Consider the following 23,941-nt stretch of genomic DNA (forward strand, 5'->3'; position numbering starts at 1 on the left):
CTGATCTTTATTTTATTCTAAACATAAACTGGTATTTTATGAAACATCAATTGACATTTATTGTGGTAATTTTTATCGTTGCCACAATTTTAGCCTGCAGCTCTGAAAAACAAGTTGAGGATCAAACCGAAGCGATAGAAATTTTTGCTCCACCTCTGGCAGACAACAGCCGTAACAGTTTAGATTGGAACGGGGTATACAAAGGAACTACACCCTGCGCTGATTGCGAAGGGATTGAAACCACCATCACTTTAAAATCTGATGGTACTTTCAAAAGGAGTATGAAGTATTTGGGAAAGGACGACAACCCATTTTATGACGAAGGAAGTTTTGAATGGAATGAAGAAGGAAGTAAAGTTACCCTAATAGACTCGAAGGGTGAAAAACAGCAGTACCAGGTAGGAGAAAATGTTCTGTTCCACCTGGATAAAGATGGTAACCGAATTAGCGGCGATTTAGCCCCAAATTATAGGTTGGCAAAGAACCCTACTGACCCAAGACTTGAAGGGAAAAAATGGATTTTGGTAGAACTTAGAGGAAAGGCTATAGAAGGAAATGAGGGTCTAAAAGAGGCATTTATTATGTTTGAAATGGAAACTTCTTCTTTTTCAGGAAACAGTTCCTGTAATAATGTTTTCGGACCTTATGAACTCAAAGAAGGAGATAGATTAAGCTTTGGTAATGCTGCATCTACCATGATGGCCTGTCCAGACATGCAAACCGAGAGAACCTTTTTAGATATTTTAAAAGAAGTGGACAACTACAGTATAGCAGAAGGCAAACTATCTTTGAATAAAGCAAAAATGGCACCACTGGCAAGATTTAGAGAAGCTGAAGGATAATCAGGATTATAAATAGAAAAAGCCACCGTGATTTAAATTTTCTCAGTGGCTTTTTCTTTTAAAACAACTTTAGTTTCCTAATGAGATTTCCTTTTCCACATATCCGCCTCGGGTAGAAAGTAGTTTCACTTTTCCTTTCACAGCTTCATTGTGATTAACTTTCACTTTAAATACAGCTTCTTTTGTTTCTCCAGCTTCTGTGTAACCGGAATATATAGTTTTATCATAGGTTTCAGGCCCTGTTATAATCACCTTTGCATTTTCAAAGCCTTTCATAAGCTCTTTATCAAATTCCAGCATCAATCTATCCTCCTGGACAATTTTTACTCGCTTGGCTTGGTCCAAAGCAACTGGTAATTTTCCAGTATTTGACCATTTGACTTTGATTTCATAAACATCACCGGATTTTGAAATATTCACGCTTTGAATTTCAATCTGAGGAAGATCCAAGGCCATGGCTAAATTAAACAGGGATTGTTTTTTAATCCATCCTTCCAATTGCCATGGTGGGCCATTTTGGGAGAAAAACTTGGGATGGAATCCCCCAATTTCAACTTCTCCTAATTGGGGATGGTCAAATTTTTCCCATAATTTAAATCCATTGGATTTGTTTTCCTCATCATCCCACCTTAAGGCATCATAGTCATCATAATCCCCATCACCATCATAATCTTTCATTGCTCCATTGTTCCATAATTCATCTCCATACCAAACAGCCCCATAATAGAAATAACCGAAATCAGGGCCATGCCCAAACAAAGGATTAGGTTTTAGTGGATCTCCGGTCAATCTATTGAATTTCCCCCTGGTACTATACGTCTCATAAACATCTCCAGCCCAAGGATAACCGGTAATAGTCATTCCCAAACTATCATAATACTCATATATCAATCGGTCCTTTTCAAACATTGACTCCGCTGAAGAAGAGGTTGAAGGAGGTCTTAAATGCATAGGAACTCTGGTATCCAGAGAATTAACAACTGAAATATTAGGATGGGAAAGCAACCATAAAACAGTTGATCTGGTCTCAATTTCACTTAAAGGATACTCACCTGCTCCAAATTGGGTATATCCTCTACCTGTGGCATCTCCTCCAGTATCCGGCCTCCAATTTTCAGGATAATTTCTGTGTAAATCCAATCCCCCGATTCCATCTTCATTGAATCTTCCGTCTCCATCATTATCAATCCCCTCAGTATACATCAAATATTCACCCTGACCATCGAAGACTCTTTTCATTAATCTTCCCCGAGGATCTCTGGGATCAAGTATATAATTGGCTTTTTCCTTTTCTTCTTCAGTTATTGCTTTCTTTCTGATCATATGAATGATACCATCACCGTTCAAATCTTCTTCCGGATCTTCATCATACAATCCATCTCTATCGGTATCATGAGGCCTGACTGTACTCCTGTTTCTCTGTTCTGAGAATAAATACATATTTGTACCATCCGGGTTATTTTGTGGTCTTACATAGATGGTCTTAGTATCAATCAATTTGGTAATCTCCGGGTCTTTACCATAATTAACCAATAAATGTTGGGTTAACCAGAAAACTGCCTCTGATGCAGTCACTTCTCCACCGTGCCTACCTCCTTCAAAATAAGCTGCTGGTTTGTCCGTATGTTTACCTGTTTTTTTATTGGTAATAGTCATCTGAAGAATAGGACGGCCTTCAAATGACTGGGCAACCTCATATAATTCTGTTATGTCAGGATATTTTTCAGCCCAAAGCCTATACCAGTGGTACATTACGTCGGGTGTATGGTATACATCAAAAGTCAATTTGTCCCCAGGTTCATATTGTACTTCAGGAAATTGATGTTTCTTAAAAAAAGATTGTCCATGCCTTTCTCCTGAAACAGTATAAAATTTTCCATCCTTATCTTTTTCTGGCCATTTTTTTTGGGAAACCAAGGAATGTTCCTGTGCCATACCTGTCCCTCCAACAAGTAATGACAAACCCATCACAAGAAGTAAATGTCTATTCATGATTATTTTAATTGGTTGGAATAAAAATAACTTGGACCTTTTAATCTTTCCATACCATTCAAAAAAAAAATCCCAAGTAATTATTACCGGGGATTTTTGTAATCAAACACTCTTATTGTTTATTTTCTGATCACCAATTCAAAATCCATTGGCTCATATTTTTGAAAACCAGGTACTGCAAGTGCATTTGGCATTTGTCTCACAACATAACCAATCCTTTCTTTCAATCCCTTATCCGCCTCTTCATTCAACACCTCATAACCAGTAAGTTTTCCTTTATCATTAATACTGATTATTACCTTTAATTCTTCGATTTCTGCACTCTTTTTGGTTCTGAATATAAAAGGAACATAACTGTCCACTATATCAAGAGTATGAACCGGAAAAGCCCAAGGAGCAATATGGGTATATTCAATTTCTTTTTCCATCTCAAAATAAAAAGGCTGTTCAAATTGAGATGACGGTTGAATGGAAACAATCTTTAATTCAATTGTCTTCTCCTCTTTGGCAATACTTTTCTCTTCATTATTATTTGCCAATCCATTGCCCGGTATAAAAGCTCCCGCTCCCATCGCGGCAATTAATACAAAAATATAAAACTTTCTCATGGTCATATTTGATTTTAAAGCATACAAATATACATAAAAATATTTTTCAAATGCAAGTTTTTGTATTTTAAATTTTTTTTGGCAACAAAAAAGTCTTGCCAAAAGCAAGACTCTTTTCAGAATATAAACCCAAATATAACTTTAGAGATTAAAAGTTTTCAAATTTCATATGGTCGATTCACAACGATTTTTAATGATTTACGAAGTTTTATTTACTTATTTATCCAAATCACGAAATAAAATTAACGCCAGAACACAACAGGCCAAAATAAAAGTATTTTGATCAATTTTACAAATTGAAAAATTTATTTTGGTAATTTTTGAGTATTTAATAATTTTAGACCGATTTCATTAACATAGATTCAAAACAACCTAAAAAAAATGGACAAAATTTTAGATATTGACAATGTCGACTTAAAAATCATCTCATTATTAAATGATGATGCCAAAACACCTTATACAGAAATTGCTAAAAAAGTTTTTGTTTCTTCAGGAACAGTCCATGTAAGAATGAGAAAACTGGAAGACATGGGGATTGTAAAAAGCGCCACCCTGAATATAGATTTTTCCAAACTTGGATATGATATTTCTGCATTTCTAGGAATCTATCTTGAAAAAAGCTCACTTTATGACAATGTCATAGAAAAGCTGAAAGGCATTTCTGAGGTAATCAATGCTTATTATACTACAGGTAATTACAGCATTTTTGCCAAAATCATCTGTAAAGACACGAATCATTTAAGAACTGTCCTTGACAATATCCAAAAAGTTGAGGGCATTGACCGAACAGAAACACTGATAGTTTTAGAAGAAAGCATTAACCGCCCAATACAATTTTTTGACAAATAACATGATTAAAATCATTTTTCATTTATAAAATTTTTATTAAAAAAAGTTATTTAGATTAAATCTAAGTAAATTTTTTATTATAATATTACATTTTTTTTTATAATATTTTTTAGTACACAATTCATTTAATTGTTATTTCATTTATTTTTTAATTACCTCTATTTCAGTTATTTAAAACATTTTTTGTCGAAAAAATGCTATTTTATAAAACCTTCGTGAACAATAAAATTTACTTTAATGTTGTATCTTCGCGTATCAAAATATAATTAGTCTAAATAACTCAACCTTATGAGCAAAGACAATCAGATTTTAGAAGAATTTACTTCCAAGGAATATGAACATGGATGGTCTGTGAATTTTGAAACGGACGAAGCTCCTGTTGGGCTTAACGAAGAAATTATACGCTGGATTTCCGCTAAAAAAGAAGAACCGGAATGGCTGCTTCAGTGGAGGTTAAAAGCTTTTCAAACTTGGTTGGCCATGAAAGAGCCAGAATGGGCCAATGTCCATTATCCTAAAGTTGATTTTCAGGCATTGAAATATTATTCCGCTCCCAAGCAAAAGAAAAAACCAAAAAGCTTGGATGAAATTGATCCTGAATTGTTACAGATATATGAACGCCTTGGTATTTCCCTTAACGAACAAAAAAGGCTACAAGGTATTGCTGTTGATGCTGTTTTAGATTCAGTTTCAGTGGGGACTACTTTCAAAGAAACCTTATCAAAACTAGGGATAATTTTCTGCTCCTTCAGTGAAGCAGTAAAAGAACATCCTGAACTTGTTAAGAAATATTTGGGATCTGTTGTACCAATGAATGACAATTACTACGCAGCCTTGAATTCCGCTGTATTTTCTGATGGTTCGTTTTGCTATATACCCAAGGGAGTAAGATGCCCGATGGAATTGTCCACCTATTTCAGAATCAATGCTGCCAATACCGGACAATTTGAAAGAACATTGATCATTGCAGAAGAAGGGTCATATGTTTCTTATTTAGAAGGCTGTACTGCTCCTCAAAGAGATGAAAACCAACTCCATGCCGCTGTGGTAGAAATTTATGCCGAAAAAAATTCAGAAGTAAAATATTCCACCGTGCAGAATTGGTATCCTGGAGACAAACAGGGAAAAGGTGGGATTTACAATTTTGTAACGAAAAGAGGTATCTGTGCAGGTGACCATTCTAAAATATCCTGGACTCAGGTAGAAACCGGTTCAGCAGTTACTTGGAAATATCCTTCCTGTATTCTTAAAGGTGATTATTCTGTTGGAGAATTCTATTCAGTCGCAGTGACCAACAATTTCCAACAGGCGGATACTGGAACAAAAATGATCCACATTGGAAAAAACACAAAATCAAGGATAGTTTCTAAAGGTATTTCGGCCGGTCATTCTCAGAATTCTTACAGAGGACAGGTACAGGTAATGAAAAGGGCTACCAATGCAAGAAACTTCTCTCAATGCGACTCTTTATTGATGGGTGACAAATGTGGGGCCCATACATTCCCTTATATAGACATCCAAAATTCAACAGCGAAAGTTGAACACGAAGCCACAACTTCCAAAATTGGAGAGGATCAAATATTCTATTGTAATCAAAGAGGAATTGACACAGAAGATGCAGTGGCCTTGATTGTTAATGGTTATGCAAAAGAAGTTTTAAACCAACTGCCTATGGAATTTGCTGTGGAAGCACAAAAGCTTTTGGCACTGACCCTGGAAGGTAGTGTCGGTTAATTGATGATTGAAAGATTGGAAAAAACTTAAATTAGAAGGAAAAAAATGCTTACAATAAAAAATCTCCATGCCTCTATTGAAGGAAATGAAATTTTAAGAGGTATTAATTTAGAAGTAAAAGCCGGTGAAGTACACGCTATCATGGGCCCAAACGGTTCCGGAAAATCTACTTTGGCTTCTGTTTTGGCAGGTAGGGAAGAATATGAAGTTACCGATGGGGAAGTCACCTTCCAAGGAAAAGATTTATTGGAAATGGCTCCCGAAGACAGGGCTAGAGAAGGAGTTTTCCTGGCTTTCCAATACCCAGTTGAAATCCCCGGTGTAAGCACTACCAACTTTCTAAGAACGGCTGTAAACCAGGTGAGAGAATATAGAGGGCTTGAACCCCTTGACGCGGTGAAGTTTCTATCCGTAATGAAAGAAAAAATGAAATTGGTGGAAATCGACCAAAAGCTTCTTAGCCGCTCCTTGAATGAAGGATTTTCAGGTGGAGAGAAAAAAAGAAATGAGATTTTTCAAATGGCAATGCTAGAACCTAAATTATCAATTTTGGATGAAACTGACTCAGGTTTGGATATCGATGCATTAAGGATCGTTTCTAACGGAGTGAATAAACTGAAGTCACCGGAAACAGCTACTATAGTGGTTACCCATTACCAAAGATTGTTGGACTATATAGTTCCTGACTTTGTCCATGTACTGTATAAAGGAAGAATTGTGAAATCAGGCACAAAAGAATTGGCGCTAGAACTGGAAGAGAAAGGTTATGATTGGATCAAAGAGGAAGCAAGTGCAGCTTCAGTTTAATCTTTTCACCCTTTATATTGATTTCAACTCATGACAACATTGACCAAAAATAAAGTGACTGACCTCTTTTTAGGTCAAATACCTAATTTTAATTCTTTTCCGTCCCTACGGAGAAAAGCTCAGGATGTTTTAATGCAAAAAGGACTTCCTGAATCAAAAGATGAGGAATATAAATTTACTGCTTTCAGTAAAAAATTAGAACAATCTATTTCAGATTATTCTCCTGCTAAAACTACCTACTTATCTCAAGAAATAGTTCAATCCCATACAATAAAAGGGTTTGAAGGTGATTTAATCGTTTTTAATAACGGACATTATGAACCAGAACTATCTAAATTACAGGGACAACCCTACGAGATCAGCTCATTAAAAGATTCAAATCCGGTCAGTTTGGGGAAAGTAAGTAAAATTGAAAATGATCCCTTTATTGCATTGAACAGCTTTGCATTTGAAGATGGTATATTTATTAAAGTTGGGAGAAACAAAATAATTGAAAAACCTATACTCCTGCTTTATTTCAATCAGAGTTCTAAAGGACAGGTAATCTCTCCAAGGGTATTGATAGAAGTAGAGGACAATGCTGAGGTCAGCTTTTTGGAAAACAGTATATCCCTTGATGAGGAAGCTTATTTCTGCAATACAGTAACTGAAATAATAGTGGCTCAAAATTCACATGTCCACTACAATAGGCTGCAGAATGAAAGCAAAAAAGCAATCTCTTTAAATAATTTTGGCGCTGACATCCATAGAGATGCCACATTTACTTCGGTAGTAGTGTCTCTTTCGGGAGAAATGCTTAGAAATAACCTCAGTCTTAACCTTTTGGACTCAGGTTGTGTCGGAAACATGTTTGGTTTGTATTTGCTTGATGGCAAAACCCATGTAGACAACCACACCAACGTAGACCATACCAAACCGCATGCTGAATCCAATGAATTGTACAAAGGTATTTTGGCAGATAGGTCAAGAGGGGTATTCAATGGAAAAATCTTTGTGAGACAGGATGCACAAAAGACCAATGCTTTTCAGCAAAACAACAATATCCTGTTATCTGAAGATGCCACTATCAACACCAAACCCCAATTGGAAATATGGGCTGATGATGTAAAATGTTCACATGGATGTACCACAGGACAATTGGATGAAGAGGCTCTTTTTTATCTTCAGGCCAGGGGAATTGGAAAAGTCCAAGCAAAAGGTCTGTTGCTTTATGCTTTTGCTGGAGAGGTTTTGGAAAAAATATCTGATGAAACCTTTAAGGTGTATATCGATAATTTAATTCAGGAAAGATTAGGTAGTAGTTTTTAAGGATTCAACATGTCATTGAACATTGAAGAAATCAGAGAATTATTTCCCGTCCTTCACCAACAGGTCCATGGAAATCCTTTGGTATATTTCGACAATGCCGCTACAACGCAAAAACCTAAGGCAGTATTGGATGCGCTCTGCGGGTATTATGAACGTGACAATTCAAATATACACAGAGGGGCCCATACCTTAGCCGACAGGGCTACCCGATATTATGAAAAAACCCGCAAATCCATAAGGGATTTTATTGGAGCAAAAGAAGAAGCAGAGATTATTTTTACAAAAGGTACTACCGAGAGTATCAATCTAGTGGCTTCAACCTATGGTCGAAAATATATTTCGGAAGGAGATGAAATCTTGATATCCACTATGGAACACCATTCCAATATCGTTCCATGGCAGATATTATGTGAGGAAAAAAAAGCCAACCTAAAGGTAATTCCGATCAATGAAGCAGGTGAATTGCTCTGTGAGGAATTTGAAAAAATGATTTCAGAAAAAACAAAGTTGGTTTCCATCGTGCATGCCTCCAATGCTTTGGGAAGCATAAATCCTGTTAAAGAAATCATCAAAAAAGCACATGAGTTTGGCGCAAAGGTATTAGTGGATGGAGCACAGTCCACCAGCCATCTAAATATTGATGTCCAGGATTTAGATTGTGACTTTTTGGCTTTCTCTGCGCATAAACTGTACGGACCAACCGGATTGGGGGTTCTTTATGGCAAACGAAAAGTACTGGAAGAAATGCCTCCTTATCAGGGCGGTGGTGAAATGATCAAAGAGGTGAGTTTCGAAAAAACCACATTCAATGAAATCCCATATAAATTCGAAGCAGGAACGCCAAATATTGCTGATGTAATTGCTTTCCAAAAAGCATTGGAGTTTATCAATAACATTGGAAAAAAGGAAATCAAAAAACATGAAGACGACCTTTTATCTTATGCCAATTCAGCATTTACTGAGATAAAGGGTTTTATTCCAGTAGGTACCGCTAAAGAAAAAGTATCTGTACTTTCATTTAATATAAATGGTATGCATCCATTTGATGTAGGAATGATGCTAGATGCAAAAGGAATTGCAGTGAGAACAGGGCACCATTGCACACAACCTCTGATGAAATGGTTTGGAATAGAAGGCACTGTCCGGGCTTCATTTTCTGTCTATAATACAAAGCAGGAAATTGATTTGATGGCAGCTTCTCTTGCCAAAATCGCTAAAATAAAAAATAAATGAACAGTATTGAGGACATACAAAACGAAATCATTGAGGAGTTCAGCATATTGGGAGATGATAAGGAATCCACGATTTACTACATTATGGAACTTGGTTCCCAGCTACCAGAGTTTCCTGAAGATGAAAGAATGGATGAAAACATCATCAAAGGGTGTCAGTCAAAAGTGTGGTTGACAACAAAGGAAAATGATGGCAAAATCCAGTTTTACGCTGATTCCAACACTGATATTACAAAAGGTCTGATCAGTTTATTAATTAGGGTATTGTCAGATAGAAAGCCCAATGAAATATTAAATGCAGACTTATTCTTTATAGATAAAATAGGAATGGGAAATATAATAGGTTCGCAAAGGTCCAACGGACTTTCTGCTATGATTAAACAAATGAAACTATATGCCCTTGCTTACCAAACCAAACAAAATGCCTGAAAAGACATGTCGGAAAATGAGAAAAATATTACGGAAATACCTTCCCAGGAATTAAAAGATAAAGTAGTCAATGCCATTAAACAGGTATATGACCCTGAAATTCCAGTTGATGTTTATGAATTGGGACTGATTTATGAAATCAGCATTTATCCTGTAAACAACGTATATATTTTAATGACATTAACTTCTCCCAACTGTCCTTCCGCAGAATCCATTCCATCAGAAATTAAAGAAAAAATAGAACAAATACCTGGCATAAACCATGTTGAATTGGAACTGACCTTTGACCCTCCTTATTCCCAGGACATGATGTCAGAGGCTGCGAAATTAGAATTGGGTTTTCTTTAAAATTAATAAATAATCAATAATATGTATCCAGAGGAATTAATTGCACCTATGCGTGCTGAATTGACAAATGTCGGTTTTCAGGAATTCAGAACAGCAGAAGACGTTGAAAACCACCTAAAAGAACATAAAGGTACCACCTTTTTTGTCATCAACTCGGTTTGTGGTTGTGCAGCCGGCGCTGCAAGACCGGGTGTCAGGTATGCTTTGGACCAAAGTGAGGCAAAACCAGATGTCCTTGCCACAGTTTTTGCGGGGAATGATGTCGATGCCGTAGCGAAAATCAGGCAAATGCACCAGCCCTATCCACCTTCTTCACCTTCTATGGCCTTATTCAAAGACGGGGAATTGGTACACTTCATAGAAAGACATCACATTGAAGGTAGAAATGCCAAAATGATAGGAGACCACCTTGTTGAGGTTTTCGAATATTTCTGCAAATAAAAAGAGCCCTTTGGGGCTTTTTTTTTGCTAAAAAAATATAGTAGTTTCGTATAACTCAAACCAAATTATATTTCGCATAAGAAGGTCTCCATTTGTTAAACTTAAATAGTCATCATTTAAATATTAAAATTAATTATACCATAAGATTTTTTTTCCTTATATATCTTTGAACTTACCATAAACACATTATTGATCTATTGGTATAAATTATCATGTAAAAAATACACGTTTTTATTAACTTAAGCCCACTAAAAACAGTTAAAGAATTTGAAAACTTTGAAACAATAAACTGAAAAATAAAAATATAATTTATGGCTGACATCGCTAAATTATCATACGGAGGAAAAGATTTTGAACTCCCAATTGTAGAAGGCACCGAAAATGAAAAAGCAATTGATATTGCCAAGTTGAGGGCTCAGACAGGTTTAATCACCATTGACCCAGGTTATAAAAATACAGGTTCTACTACCAGTTCCATCACTTACTTAGATGGAGAAAATGGTATCCTAAAATACAGAGGGTATAAGATAGAAGAACTTGCGGAAAAATCCACATTTTTAGAGGTTGCTTACCTATTGATATATGGTGAATTGCCAAGCCAAAATCAGTACGAGAAATTCACAAGGGAAATTACAACCCATACTTTAGTGCATGAAGACATTAAAAAGATTCTGGACGGATTTCCATCCAATTCACACCCGATGGGCGTTTTGTCTTCTTTAATTTGTTCCCTGACTGCTTTTTATCCTGAATCCTTGGATCCGAACAGAAATGAAGAGGAAGTTAATTTGAGTATAGTAAGGTTAATTGCCAAAATACCAACTTTTGCAGCATGGGCTTTTAAAAATAAAGTAGGTCATCCGGTCAATTACCCAGATAATAGCTTGGACTATTGCTCAAATTTTCTAAAAATGATGTTTGCTCTCCCTGCTGAAAGGTATGACCCTGATCCTGTAGTAGCTAAAGCATTGGATCAATTATTGATTTTACATGCTGATCATGAGCAAAACTGTTCAACTTCAACAGTTAGAATAGTAGGTTCCTCTCAAGCCAGTATTTACGCTTCCATTTCAGCAGGTATTAATGCATTATGGGGGCCACTTCATGGAGGGGCTAACCAAGCTGTAATCGAAATGTTGGAAGCCATAAAGGCTGACGGTGGAGATACCAAAAAATTCTTAGATAAAGCAAAAGACAAAAACGATCCATTTAGATTAATGGGCTTTGGACATAGGGTTTATAAGAACTTTGACCCAAGAGCTAAAATAATCAAAAAAGCAGCTGATGACGTTTTAGGTAAGTTAGGGGTCAATGATCCAATATTGGGTATAGCCAAAGAATTGGAAGAAGCTGCTTTGAGCGATCCATACTTTGTGGAAAGAAACCTTTATCCTAATGTCGATTTTTACTCTGGTATCATTTACAGGGCATTGGGTATCCCGACTGATATGTTTACGGTTCTATTTGCGATTGGACGACTTCCGGGATGGATCGCACAGTGGAAAGAAATGAGACAAAACAATGAACCTATAGGAAGACCACGTCAGATATTCATTGGTGAGACAAATAGAGAATATGTTTCGATGAATAAAAGAGGTTGATAATTCATCTATAAAAGAGCTCCAAGTTAAGATTTAAAACAACTTTAACTTGGGGCTCTTTGTTTTATAAAAATTCAGGTTACCAGCTCATTTAATGAAATCAAAAATCAATTCTTTACATAAATTTGGCAACTGAAAATCAAATTTGAGTTTACTTATGGACATCCACAATTTAGAAGAAGCCGTTGCTTTAACAAAAAAATTCACCAGTAAACCTTCCAATGAAGAGTTATTGAGATTATACAGTCTGTATAAGCAAGCAACTGAAGGAGACAACAATGAAGAAAGGCCAGGAGGATTTGATTTTGTAGCTGCAGCAAAATACAATTCCTGGTTGGCATTGAAAGGAAAATCAAAAGAAGAGGCTAGCAATGAATATGTTGAACTGGTAAAACAGCTTTCTTCAAAATATATATAAAGACCACTAAAACAAAGACATAATAAATCACTCCAATATCCTTTTGAGAACATGTTTTTTTAAAATGAAAGGATGAAAATTTGGACAAGTGTAAATCGGAATAAAATCCTTCCAAATTATTTTTTATCAAATAAGATTTCATTGGGCATTTATTCTAAAAACATAACATCAAGTATTGGAATTCAAAATTTTTATCAATACCTTTGCATCCAAATTAATTAAAAAACATTTTTCTAACCGTGGTTTCCTTACTGTCGCTTGACTTGGGTTACTTCTAGGAGTTCATGGTTTAGAGAAGTAAGGAAAATTTCATGGAAAAAGAATTAGTATTCTCAGACCTTGGGGTTTCAGCTGAAATCCTCAAGGCGGTGGAAGATATGGGCTATACCCATCCTTCCCAAATTCAATCACAATCTATCCCATTGCTATTAGAAGGTAGAGATGTCATCGGCCAGGCCCAGACCGGTACCGGTAAGACTGCTTCCTTTGCTATCCCTATCATTGATATGGTTGATACCTCCAGCAAAAAACCCCAGGCTTTGATTTTATGTCCAACCAGGGAATTGGCAGTACAGGTAGAAGGTGAAATTGTAAAATTATCAAAATACAAAAGAGGACTTACCTCAACCTGCATCTATGGTGGTGAATCTATCGACAGACAGATCAGAAGCCTCAAGCAGGGGGTTCAGGTGGTAGTTGGGACGCCAGGTAGGATCATGGACCACATGGATAGGGGAACCCTTAAATTAGACCATGTAGGTATCATCGTTTTGGATGAAGCAGACGAAATGTTGGATATGGGCTTCAGGGAAGATATTGAAAATATTTTGAGTGATTGTCCTGAAGAAAGACAAACTGTCTTTTTCTCAGCAACCATGCCAAAACCTATTTTGGATTTAACTAAAAAATTTCAGAAAAACCCTGAAATAGTTAAAGTTCTGAGGAAAGAACTTACTGTTGAGAATATCTCTCAAGTGTACTATGAAGTAAAGCAACCTCTTAAAATTGAATTGATGACGAGGTTAATGAACCTTAATCAATATACTTTAAGTGTTGTTTTCTGTAATACCAAAAGGGTAACAGATGAAGTGACCGAAGAATTGATAGCAAGAGGTATTATGGCTGAGGCTTTGCACGGTGACCTTTCACAGGCTCAACGTACTAAAGTTATGAACAAGTTTAGAAAAGGTCACTGCTCAGTTTTGGTGGCAACAGACGTTGCTGCTAGAGGAATTGACGTGGACAATGTAGAAGCTGTCTTTAATTTTGACCTTCCACTTGATGAAGAGAACTATGTTCACAGGATCGGCAGAACCGGTAGAGCTGGAAAATCCGGCTCGGCAATAAGTTTTGTTACCGGTAGAAAAGATATGTTCCGAATCAGAGATCTTGAAAAATTCATCAAGACCTCCATCGAAAGGGTAAATCCTCCTTCAGTAGCTGACCTAGTGGAGCTCAAAAAGGCCCAGTTTATAAAAGATGTTCATAAACAAATAAGCAAGGTTGAGGATAACAGCTTCTATGAAGATGTAATCGGTCAATTACTGACTGAAGGATTGAGCATCGAGCAAGTAGCTTTGGGTGTAATCAAATTGCAATTGGCCAACTCCGTTCATGAATTGGAAGAGCAAAACTTTGGATTAGATCTTGGTAGAGATAGAGAAAGAGGTTCTAGAGACAGAGATAGAGGTGGAGATAGAGATAGAGGTGGAAGAGAACGTGGAGGAAGAGAAAGAGAAAGAGGTGGAAGAGAACGTGGTGCAAGAAGTGAAAGATCCGAAAGAACAGAAAAAAGGCCTAGAACTTCATCTCCCAGAGAAAAAGCTGTTAGAGAGCCTGGAATGGCAAGACTATTCCTGAATCTTGGAAAAAAAGACAGGATCAGACCAAATGATATCGTGGGAGCTATTGCTGGTGAAACAGGAGTACCAGGAAGAAGCATTGGCGGTATTGATATCTTTGATAATTTCTCATTCGTAGATGTGCCTTCAAAAGATGCAGATCACGTAATTAAAGTAATGAGAAATAATACTATTAAAGGTAAATCTGTCAATATCGAAATTTCCAAAGGATAATTAGAAGATAATTAAAAATTAGATTATAAAGGTTAATGGTTTAAAGCGCATTCTCTTAGAGATTGCGCTTTTTTGTTTATAAATTCCCAAATAAAACTTTAAATCCAATCAATTGGGAAGACATCTATAACTGATATATGCCTTATGTATCAAAAGTCAATTTGATTTCTCATGAGATTGGCTATTTTTGGCTTCATCAATATTAAACTATGCAGCTTTTCTTTCACGAAAATACTAAAGACAATACTTTCCATTTGCCCCCTGAAGAATCAAAACATTTGATTAAAGTTTTGAGAAAAACCATTGGGGACAAAGTAAATTTCACAGATGGAAAAGGTTGTCTATATTCCTGCATTATCATTGATGATAATCCCAGAAAGACAATTTTAAAAATTGACAACAGACATTATATTCCTGATGATGACTTTTACATCCATCTTGCAATCTGTCCTACAAAAAACACCGATAGAATGGAATGGATGGTGGAAAAAATAACAGAAATCGGTGTACATGAAATCACCTTCATGTATTCTGAACATTCTGAAAGAAATCACATCAAAATAGACAGGCTAGAAAAAAAAATTATAGCTGCCTGTAAGCAAAGCTTAAAAACCAGAGTTCCAAAAATAAACCAAATCCGACAAATGAATGAATTAGTCCAGGACAAAACCTTTGACACTTTCCAACGGTTCATTGCTTTTGTAGATAAGGAAAATGACAGACATCTGATTCAAAAAGCAGAAGCTGACAGAGCTTATATCATTTTGATAGGTCCAGAAGGGGACTTTTCCCAGCAAGAATTGGAATTGGCTTTCAATAATCATTTTTTACCCTGCTCATTAGGGAAAAGCAGGCTTAGGAGTGAAACTGCCGGACTGGTTGCAGTTCATACCTTGCAGTTAATCAATCAAATAAAACAGTTATGAAAAAGTTAACTTCGCTTTTAACCCTAGAAAATTCTTATAATAAATTCGACTAATTCCTTTTTTAACTTTAGATCAAAAAAATAAATTTACATATTGACTCACGGTTAAATTAACTGTATAAAAAGTAGATGGAATCGCAACAAAAAATCTTTGCTGGGGAAAAGATAAATAACAAGGAGGAAAAGGGGTTGACTATTCTGCTATATACAGATGAAGATGATCATAGGCCGGTGTACATTTCGGGCAATTTCAACCAATGGGCAACCCAGGACAGGAGATATTTGCTTCATAAAATAAGTCAAGGAAAATATTCATTTACGTTTCCCCATGACTTTGTATACCCTGAAAAACTTGCCTATAAATTTACCAAAGGAGACTGGTCTGAGGTGGAAATAGATAGGTATGGAAATAAAACCCCAAATCGATTCTGTGAAAAAACTTCAGGGATTCAGGAAGAATTTGTTCCAAGATGGAGAAAAAACTGGTTACCCTACCGACCTAGCCAATTACCACAGGTCCATTTAATTTCAGAGGAATTTGAAATTCCCCAATTAAACAAAAAAAGAAAGGTATGGGCCCTTCTCCCACATGATTATGACACCTCGTCAGAGTCTTATCCAGTCCTATATCTCCAGGATGCCCAAAATCTCTTCAATGAAAATGCTCCTTTTGGAAATTGGCAAATTGACAAAAAACTCGCTGTCATGTCAGATTACGGCATAGGAAAAATCATCATAATAGCCGTCGAACATGCAGAAAAAGAAAGACTGATTGAATATAATGTAGGAAAAACCCTTTTAGGTGAAGGACAGGGCAAAAAATATATCCGATTCATAACTGATACTCTAAAACCTTTTGTTGACAAGAATTTTAGAACAAAGCCTGAAAGAGAGTTCACCGGAATTGGAGGAAGTTCCATGGGAGGGCTTGTCAGTATTTTCAGTGGATTGATGTATCCTGAAGTTTATGGGAAACTCATGATATTCTCCCCATCCCTATGGGTTATCCCTAAAATAAAACTTTCCTTTTTGGATCTTTTTGAACCTTCAGAAACCAAAATTTACCTATATGCAGGAGGGGATGAAAGCGAAACCATGATCAAGCATGTGAAAAAATTCAAAAAAAGGCTTTTAAAAACTGAAAGTGCAAAAGGGAATATGAAGATCAATTTAAGTATCAACATGGAGGGAAAACACAGTGAAACTTATTGGAGTGATGAATTCCCAAAAGCCATAGAATGGCTTTTCTTCAGCGAACGGGAAGGAACCGTTTAACTTTCTAAAAGACCAAAAAAAAGCGGCTGTTCAATAAGAAAAAACAGCCGCTTTTTTTTATTTCTATTTTGTTATCAATACCTGTAATATTCAGGTTTGTACGGACCTTCAACTGTCACACCAATATATTCTGCCTGCTCAGGGGTAAGTGTATCCAATTCAACACCCAATTTTGCCAAATGCAAGGCTGCCACTTTTTCATCCAAATGCTTTGGCAATACATAAACTCCAGGTTCATAATTTCCGCTGTTTGTCCACAATTCCAACTGGGCCAAGGTCTGATTGGTAAACGAATTGGACATCACGAAAGAAGGATGTCCTGTAGCACAACCCAGATTAACCAACCTTCCTTCTGCCAAAACAATAATATCTTTTCCTTCAATATTATAAAGATCAACCTGCGGTTTAATTACATCTTTGGTATGACCATAATTTTTATTGAGCCAGGCCATATCGATTTCATTATCAAAGTGGCCAATATTACATACAATGGCCTTATCCTTCATTGCCCGGAAATGAACCTCAGAAATAATATCCTTATTACCTGTGGCAGTAACTACGATATCAGCCTCTTTTACGGCGTCAACCATTTTCTTTACCGCAAAGCCATCCATTGCGGCCTGGAGTGCACAAATGGGATCAATTTCAGTGACAATTACCCTTGCACCAGCACCCCTTAAAGAAGCTGCCGATCCTTTTCCAACATCACCATAACCTGCCACAACAGCGACTTTTCCTGCCATCATCACATCCGTAGCCCTTCTGATTGCATCCACCAAAGACTCCTTGCAACCATATTTATTATCAAATTTAGACTTGGTCACAGAATCATTCACATTGATGGCCGGCATAGGCAAAGTACCTTTTTTCATTCTTTCATAAAGCCTATGAACTCCAGTAGTTGTTTCTTCAGAAAGTCCTTTGATACCGGAAATAAGTTCTGGATAATTATCTAAAACCATGTTCGTAAGGTCTCCACCATCATCCAAAATCATATTCAATGGCTGCTTTTCAGGCCCAAAAAAGAGGGTCTGCTCAATACACCAATCAAACTCCTCTGCCGTCATGCCTTTCCATGCATAAACTGAAATTCCGGCAGCTGCAATAGCTGCAGCAGCATGGTCTTGGGTAGAAAAAATATTGCATGACGACCAAGTTACTTCCGCCCCCAATGCCACCAATGTTTCAATCAGAACTGCTGTTTGGATAGTCATATGAAGACATCCAGCTATTCTTGCTCCCTTGAGCGGTTGGGCAGGTCCAAATTCTTCCCTTAAGGCCATTAATCCTGGCATTTCAGCTTCTGCCAAAGTAATTTCTTTTCTTCCCCACTCTGCCAGGGAAATGTCTTTCACCTTATATTTGATGAATTTGTCAGATTTAATTTCAGACATAGTTATTTTATTAATGAATTGATTTTCAATATAGAATTACAAATTTAGCGCTTTTATGCACAAAATAAAATTCGGATTTTACAAGTATTTAACCTCCTTGAAGCCATAATGGTTAAGGCTACCGTCTTTTTTTTCAATAATTAATTTTCCTTCTTTATTGATTCCTATAATCTTACCTTTAAACTCTCCCCCATCGTCATATGAGCACCATTGATTTAATCTAAAAAGTTTTTCTAAATATAAATTTTTAAGTTCATTGATATTTCCTTGCTTAAGTTGGAGGTAATATTTTTCAATTTTTGAAATCAAAGACTTAAATATTTCCCATCTTTCCCAGACCTTACCTGTCAATGACAGAAAAGAGGTCGCCATGGGCAGTTCATTCATTTCCTGGTTTACATTCAGTCCAATCCCTACAATACTGTAATCCATTCCTTTCTGATTGATAAGATTTTCGATAAGAATCCCTCCGATTTTCCCTTTTTCTATATGATAAATATCATTGGGCCATTTGATTTTAATCCCGTCTAAATCATCAGAAAGAACTTCCCATACTGCCAAGGAAATAACCATATTGAGGTTAAATTGCTCAGTTGGATTCAAAAAATGGGGTTGAAGTACCAATGAAAAAGTGAGGTTCTTCCCTGGTTCTGACCACCACCTATTTCCCCTTTGTCCCCTCCCTTTAATTTGGGAATCGGTGATAATAACGCTGCCTTCAGCCAGTTCCCTGGTTTTAATTTTCTCCATTGCTATATCATTGGTAGAATGACACTCTGTCAGGTAATGAATATCTTTTCCAAGAAAAAGCGTATTGGCAAGGATTTTATACATTCTTTTATTAGTTAATTTGTTGGGCAATCAAGATATTTAAATCTTACTTCCCAATAAGTTTGTTTAATTTTGCAAAATTAGAGTAATAAAGCATGACAGCAGAAGAGCTGAGTAAAGTTATTATAAAAGGCATGGAAGAAAAAAAGGCTTCCAATATAGTATTAATGGATCTTAGGGGTGTGAAAAACGCTTTTACTGATTTTTTTGTTATCTGTTCAGGAAGTTCAGATTCACAAATTGAAGCCATCTCTGATTCTATCGAAGAAGAAGTGATCAAATCCAACAAAGAAAGACCTTTCAGAAGTGAGGGCAAAAATAATAAACAATGGATCCTCATGGATTACGTTGATGTGGTTGCCCATATTTTCCTAAAAGATAAAAGGGCATTCTATGGTCTTGAGGATTTATGGGGAGATGCTAAAATTACCAGGATTGAGTCATAATTAACTTTGAACTTTCAGGTTAAAAATACGTTTTAAAAGAGTTTACGAGATATAATATATAGGATGAGCGAGAACAATAAAAATAAAAATTTCATACCTAAAACACCTCCAAAGCAGAACTTTCAACTTTGGTTGATTATTACTGCTGTGATTGTACTGGTAGGAATTACCTGGTTCAATCAAAGGAATACGGTAATTGACATTACATTAAAAAAGTTTGAGGACATGTATTTGGCCAATGATGTGGCCAAGGTTGTGGTTATATACAACCAGAATTTAGTAGAAGTAAGTCTAAAACCTGAAGCCTTACAGAATACAAAATACAAGGAAGAGTTGGAATCCAACAGTCCCTTCTTTACTCCTGCAGGCCCTCATTATCAGGTGAAAATTGCATCGGTGGATAAGTTTATCGAAGATTTTCAAAAACTTGAAAGCACGAAACCTGATTCGGAAAAAATAGGATATACTGCAAAAACTCAGGAAAGCTGGACGAACTGGTTTTCTAGTTTTGGTTTCCTGATCATCCTTTTCCTTTTCTTCTGGATCATGATGAGGAGAATGGCAGGCCCTAGTGGTCCTGGTGGTCAGATTTTCAATGTAGGAAAATCAAGAGCGCAGCTTTTCGATGCAGAAAACAAAGTCAAAATCACTTTTGATAATGTAGCTGGCCTTGATGAGGCCAAGGAAGAAATTCAGGAAATTGTTGAGTTCCTAAAAAACCCAGGGAAATTCACCAAATTGGGTGGAAAGATTCCAAAAGGAGCCCTGTTGGTAGGACCTCCGGGCACAGGGAAAACCTTGCTTGCAAAAGCAGTAGCAGGTGAAGCAGGAGTTCCTTTCTTTACACTTTCAGGTTCAGATTTCGTAGAAATGTTTGTTGGTGTCGGAGCTGCAAGAGTCCGTGACTTGTTCAAACAGGCTAAAGAAAAAGCTCCTTGTATAATCTTCATTGATGAGATTGATGCGATCGGTAGATCACGGGGAAAAGGCCAGATGCCAGGCTCTAATGATGAAAGAGAAAATACTTTAAATTCACTTTTGGTTGAAATGGATGGCTTTGGTACCGATTCCGGGGTTATAGTCCTTGCAGCAACCAATAGGCCAGATGTTTTGGATCAGGCTTTGTTAAGACCCGGCCGATTTGATAGACAGATAAGTATTGATAAGCCAGATATTGTGGGAAGGGAAGCAATTTTCAAAGTGCATCTAAAACCCATCAAAACAGCAGATGATGTGGATGCCAAGAAGTTGTCAGCCCAAACCCCAGGATTTGCTGGAGCTGAGATCGCAAACGTATGTAATGAAGCTGCATTGATTGCTGCCAGAAGAAATAAAGCTGCTGTTGATATGCAGGATTTCCAAGATGCCATTGATAGGGTCATTGGAGGATTGGAAAAGAAAAACAAAATTATTTCTCCCGAGGAGAAAAAGATTGTGGCGTACCATGAGGCAGGCCATGCAGTAGCCGGATGGTTTTTGGAGCATGCAGACCCCTTGGTGAAAGTCAGTATTGTTCCAAGAGGTGTTGCGGCTTTAGGATATGCACAGTATCTTCCAAAAGAACAATTCCTGTACCAGACTGAGCAACTCATAGATGAAATGTGTATGACATTGGGAGGAAGAGCAGCCGAAGAAATAGTATTTGGCAAAATTTCAACTGGAGCATTAAGTGATCTGGAAAGGGTAACAAAAGTTGCTTATTCCATGGTATCTATTTACGGTATGAATGATAAAATCGGTAATGTTTCATTCTATGACAGCAAATCCAGCGATTACAAAATGACCAAACCTTACTCTGAAATTACAGCAGAAACGATTGATGAAGAGGTCAGAAAAATTATTTCTTCCGCTTACCAAAGAACCAAGGAGTTACTTCAGACGAAGAGAAATGAATTGGAAATATTGGCAAAAGAGTTGCTTGAAAAGGAAATTATTTTCCAATCTGATTTGGAAAAATTAATTGGCAAAAGACCTTTCGCCAAAGAGACTACTTATGAGGCTTATACCAAAAAAGTAGACAACAAAGAAAAAACAGAAAAAACTGCTGATACAGAAAAACCTGAATCAAAGGTGGAAATTTCAAAAGAAGAGGCACCAGAGGTTGAGGAAAGTAAGGGGTAAATTCACTGAATATAAATTTAAAAAATTAATAAGCCTCCTTCTTTGGGAGGCTTTTTTTGGTTTCACAGTGTTTTTTATCTTTGGAAAATATACCTTGTATCTATGAATATTTCGCTAAACGAAAAGAAAGTATTTTTTGCCTCGGATTTTCATCTTGGAGCTCCTGATGAAAAAAGCAGTAAAGAAAGAGAAGATAAAATTATCAGATGGCTGGGTGAAATAGAAGGAGAGGCAAAAGCAATTTTTCTTGTCGGAGATATATTTGATTTTTGGTTTGAATATGAAAAAGTAATCCCAAAGGGTTTCATGCGCTTCCTTGGGAAAATCACTGAGCTAAGACTAAAAAACATTCCGATTTTTTTCTTTACCGGAAATCACGATTTATGGATGAATGATTATTTCACCAAAGAGCTTGGTATTCCTGTATACCATAACCCTATTGAACTGAAAATAGAAAATAAAAAAATTCTTGTTGGGCACGGGGATGGATTAGGCCCAGGCGATCAACAGTATAAAATACTAAAAAAAATCTTTACCAACCCTTTTTGTCAATGGCTTTTTAAGTGGCTTCATCCAGATATTGGAATGAGAATCGCACACAAATGGTCACTCAAAAGCCGAATTACAAATTTGAAAAAGAATGAACAAGAGTTTAAAGGTGATGATGAATGGCTTTGGGCATATTGTCAGCAAGTGGAGAAAAACACCCATTTTGACTTTTATGTTTTTGGACACAGACATTTACCCCTGGATTTGCCCGTAGGAAAAAAATCAAGATATTACAATTTAGGAGAATGGGTAAATCAAAATACCTATGGCGTTTTTGACGGAGAAAAGTTTGAAATCAAAACTTTCGAATCATGAGAAAAATACTAATGATTCTTTTCAATTTTTCGCTTTTTCATTTTTCAATTGCCCAAGTAGACTGGACGTTACAAAACACCATTGAATTCCCCAGATTAGGTCTACTTTCCCTTGATAACCAGGGCTTTATTTTTATTTCTGATTTAGAAGGTAATCTGTATCAATTTAATAAAGAAGGCATACAGGTAAATAATTTTTCCCCCTATAGACAAGGAGCCCTCAGTCAATTGGAAGCTGCATGGACGGTAAATATTTTTACATTTTCCAGAGATCTCCAGGAATACAGGATTTTGGATAGGTTTATCAACCCCGTGGCCCAGAACAGGATTCCTATTGATAAAATCACTTTGGCAAAGGTAGCCACCCTTGGAAACAATAATATCATCTGGGTAATTGATGAAGCAGACCTTTCCCTCAAACAGTTGGACTATAGAATAAATGAAATACTTCAGCAACAACCGTTAAATTTAATTTTGGAAAGGTCTTCATTAGAAGTCATAGATATCAGAGAATACCAAAACCTACTTTTCCTTCACATAAAAGATGAGGGAGTTTATATTCTTGATAATCAAGGAAATTATATTAAGAACCTGAAAATTAAACTTGACCAGAAATTATCTTTTTGGAAAAACTACCTGGTTTTCCGTGAAAATGATCATTTGGTGCTATTGGATTTTCAAACAGGAAAAAGAGAGGAATTTGACCTTCCAGAAAAGCTACTGCCTAATAATATTATGATCAATCAATATGCTGTCTTCTTTTTTGATGAAAATAAAGTTCTGCTTTATTCCAAAGTTAATAGCCCATTAAAAAACTTTTAAAAAAGAGGCTGCCTTTTAAAAAGACAGCCTCTTTTTCCGGTTAAAATCCCATTAAGAAATTTCTACCAAAGTAATATCAAAGATCAGATCCTTTCCAGCTAAAGGATGGTTGGCATCTAAAACTATTTTTTCTTCATCTACATAAGTTACTTTTACCGGAACAGGCTGCCCCGCCTGATTTTGTAAGGACAGCTCCATCCCTACTTCAGGTTTAATATGAGTTGGTACCTGATTCATGGGAATATCCAACATCATATCGTCTCTTTTTTCCCCATATGCTTCTGCACTTGGAATCGTCACACTTTTTTCTTCACCGATTTTCATTCCATGAACGGCTGCATCAAAGCCTTTGATCATATTACCATCACCTAAAGTAAACTGAAGGGGTTCTCTGTTAGCTGAGCTGTCAAACACAGTCCCGTCTTCAAGTCTTCCGGTGTAATGAACTTTCACTGCATTTCCTTTACTTGCTATTGACATAGATTTTAATATTTGTTAAAGAACAAAGTTAATCATTTTATTTTCCGATTAAAAGCCTGTCCGATTTCGGAACAATCACTGTTCAATTTTGAATCATGGC

At 36.5% G+C, this 23,941-nt stretch carries 23 protein-coding genes; 18 read left to right on the top strand and 5 right to left on the bottom strand.

The features are described 5' to 3' along the window. Positions 1-38: 38 nt before the first annotated feature. A complete protein-coding gene (locus ACFSKV_RS18440) occupies positions 39-842 on the top strand; it encodes a copper resistance protein NlpE N-terminal domain-containing protein (protein WP_380806183.1) in 804 nt (267 codons plus the stop codon). A gap of 69 nt (positions 843-911) precedes the next feature. Here ACFSKV_RS18440 and ACFSKV_RS18445 read toward each other — a convergent pair whose 3' ends face one another. Both ACFSKV_RS18445 and ACFSKV_RS18450 read right to left on the bottom strand, forming a co-directional pair. Further along, on the bottom strand, positions 912-2,834 hold the full coding sequence (locus tag ACFSKV_RS18445) for a M14 family metallopeptidase (RefSeq protein ID WP_380806185.1): 1,923 nt from the start codon (positions 2,832-2,834) through the stop codon (positions 912-914). A 119-nt stretch (positions 2,835-2,953) separates the two neighbouring features. Then, positions 2,954-3,442 carry a hypothetical protein gene (locus ACFSKV_RS18450; RefSeq protein WP_380806187.1) on the bottom strand — a complete coding sequence of 163 codons (489 nt, stop codon included), beginning with the start codon at positions 3,440-3,442 and terminating at the stop codon, positions 2,954-2,956. Positions 3,443-3,823: 381 nt separating this feature from the next. On the opposite strand from ACFSKV_RS18450, the gene ACFSKV_RS18455 reads away from it, so the two are divergent. From ACFSKV_RS18455 to ACFSKV_RS18515, 13 genes are all read left to right on the top strand, one after another. Continuing rightward, entirely contained in the window at positions 3,824-4,291 is a 468-nt protein-coding gene (locus ACFSKV_RS18455; RefSeq protein WP_123953434.1) for an Lrp/AsnC ligand binding domain-containing protein, read from the top strand. Positions 4,292-4,579: 288 nt separating this feature from the next. Further along, complete coding sequence (gene sufB / locus ACFSKV_RS18460) at positions 4,580-6,025, top strand: Fe-S cluster assembly protein SufB (RefSeq protein WP_380806190.1); 1,446 nt, start codon at positions 4,580-4,582, stop codon at positions 6,023-6,025. A 45-nt stretch (positions 6,026-6,070) separates the two neighbouring features. Continuing rightward, positions 6,071-6,832, top strand: a complete 762-nt coding sequence (gene sufC, locus ACFSKV_RS18465) for a Fe-S cluster assembly ATPase SufC (protein ID WP_380806193.1) — start codon at positions 6,071-6,073, stop codon at positions 6,830-6,832. 30 nt (positions 6,833-6,862) lie between these two features. Continuing rightward, the gene (gene sufD / locus ACFSKV_RS18470) at positions 6,863-8,140 is read left to right on the top strand and encodes a Fe-S cluster assembly protein SufD (protein WP_380806195.1); all 1,278 of its coding nucleotides are present in this window, start codon (positions 6,863-6,865) and stop codon (positions 8,138-8,140) included. Positions 8,141-8,149: 9 nt separating this feature from the next. Then, positions 8,150-9,373 carry an aminotransferase class V-fold PLP-dependent enzyme gene (locus ACFSKV_RS18475; RefSeq protein WP_380806198.1) on the top strand — a complete coding sequence of 408 codons (1,224 nt, stop codon included), beginning with the start codon at positions 8,150-8,152 and terminating at the stop codon, positions 9,371-9,373. Next, the gene (locus ACFSKV_RS18480) at positions 9,370-9,801 is read left to right on the top strand and encodes a SufE family protein (protein ID WP_380806200.1); all 432 of its coding nucleotides are present in this window, start codon (positions 9,370-9,372) and stop codon (positions 9,799-9,801) included. The genes ACFSKV_RS18475 and ACFSKV_RS18480 overlap by 4 nt, the downstream gene beginning before the upstream one ends. A 6-nt stretch (positions 9,802-9,807) precedes the next feature. After that, positions 9,808-10,149, top strand: coding sequence for a DUF59 domain-containing protein (locus ACFSKV_RS18485; RefSeq protein WP_380806203.1), 342 nt, complete (start codon positions 9,808-9,810; stop codon positions 10,147-10,149). Between the two features lie 21 nt (positions 10,150-10,170). Next, positions 10,171-10,590 carry a BrxA/BrxB family bacilliredoxin gene (locus tag ACFSKV_RS18490; RefSeq protein WP_380806206.1) on the top strand — a complete coding sequence of 140 codons (420 nt, stop codon included), beginning with the start codon at positions 10,171-10,173 and terminating at the stop codon, positions 10,588-10,590. Positions 10,591-10,901: 311 nt separating this feature from the next. After that, a complete protein-coding gene (locus ACFSKV_RS18495) occupies positions 10,902-12,191 on the top strand; it encodes a citrate synthase (RefSeq protein WP_380806210.1) in 1,290 nt (429 codons plus the stop codon). A gap of 157 nt (positions 12,192-12,348) precedes the next feature. Continuing rightward, entirely contained in the window at positions 12,349-12,609 is a 261-nt protein-coding gene (locus ACFSKV_RS18500; RefSeq protein WP_380806213.1) for an acyl-CoA-binding protein, read from the top strand. 311 nt (positions 12,610-12,920) lie between these two features. Beyond that, positions 12,921-14,684 (top strand): DEAD/DEAH box helicase, encoded by a 1,764-nt coding sequence (locus tag ACFSKV_RS18505; RefSeq protein WP_380806216.1) that lies wholly within the window; start codon positions 12,921-12,923, stop codon positions 14,682-14,684. A 209-nt stretch (positions 14,685-14,893) separates the two neighbouring features. Continuing rightward, complete coding sequence (locus ACFSKV_RS18510; protein WP_380806219.1) at positions 14,894-15,610, top strand: 16S rRNA (uracil(1498)-N(3))-methyltransferase; 717 nt, start codon at positions 14,894-14,896, stop codon at positions 15,608-15,610. Positions 15,611-15,738: 128 nt separating this feature from the next. Further along, entirely contained in the window at positions 15,739-16,884 is a 1,146-nt protein-coding gene (locus ACFSKV_RS18515) for an alpha/beta hydrolase (protein WP_380806222.1), read from the top strand. A 74-nt stretch (positions 16,885-16,958) separates the two neighbouring features. Here the strand turns inward: ACFSKV_RS18515 and ahcY are convergent, their stop codons facing one another. Both ahcY and ACFSKV_RS18525 read right to left on the bottom strand, forming a co-directional pair. Further along, complete coding sequence (ahcY, locus tag ACFSKV_RS18520; protein ID WP_380806225.1) at positions 16,959-18,278, bottom strand: adenosylhomocysteinase; 1,320 nt, start codon at positions 18,276-18,278, stop codon at positions 16,959-16,961. Between the two features lie 78 nt (positions 18,279-18,356). Next, positions 18,357-19,112, bottom strand: coding sequence for a biotin--[acetyl-CoA-carboxylase] ligase (locus ACFSKV_RS18525; protein ID WP_380806228.1), 756 nt, complete (start codon positions 19,110-19,112; stop codon positions 18,357-18,359). A 92-nt stretch (positions 19,113-19,204) separates the two neighbouring features. Between ACFSKV_RS18525 and rsfS the strand changes: the two genes are divergently transcribed. The 4 genes from rsfS to ACFSKV_RS18545 all read left to right on the top strand — a co-directional run bounded on the left by rsfS (position 19,205) and on the right by ACFSKV_RS18545 (position 23,361). Beyond that, positions 19,205-19,555, top strand: coding sequence for a ribosome silencing factor (rsfS, locus tag ACFSKV_RS18530; RefSeq protein WP_380806231.1), 351 nt, complete (start codon positions 19,205-19,207; stop codon positions 19,553-19,555). Between the two features lie 63 nt (positions 19,556-19,618). Further along, positions 19,619-21,676: an ATP-dependent zinc metalloprotease FtsH gene (gene ftsH, locus ACFSKV_RS18535; RefSeq protein ID WP_380806233.1), complete on the top strand. Its 2,058-nt coding sequence runs from the start codon at positions 19,619-19,621 to the stop codon at positions 21,674-21,676. A 102-nt stretch (positions 21,677-21,778) separates the two neighbouring features. Beyond that, positions 21,779-22,540, top strand: coding sequence for a UDP-2,3-diacylglucosamine diphosphatase (locus ACFSKV_RS18540; RefSeq protein WP_380806236.1), 762 nt, complete (start codon positions 21,779-21,781; stop codon positions 22,538-22,540). Further along, on the top strand, positions 22,537-23,361 hold the full coding sequence (locus ACFSKV_RS18545) for a hypothetical protein (RefSeq protein WP_380806239.1): 825 nt from the start codon (positions 22,537-22,539) through the stop codon (positions 23,359-23,361). The genes ACFSKV_RS18540 and ACFSKV_RS18545 overlap by 4 nt, the downstream gene beginning before the upstream one ends. Before the next feature lie 51 nt (positions 23,362-23,412). On the opposite strand, the gene ACFSKV_RS18550 is transcribed toward ACFSKV_RS18545, so the two are convergent. Beyond that, complete coding sequence (locus tag ACFSKV_RS18550; protein ID WP_380806242.1) at positions 23,413-23,841, bottom strand: FKBP-type peptidyl-prolyl cis-trans isomerase; 429 nt, start codon at positions 23,839-23,841, stop codon at positions 23,413-23,415. Positions 23,842-23,941: the final 100 nt, after the last annotated feature.

Source organism: Shivajiella indica, assembly GCF_042683085.1.
GTDB classification, from domain to species: Bacteria; Bacteroidota; Bacteroidia; order Cytophagales; family Cyclobacteriaceae; genus Shivajiella; species Shivajiella indica.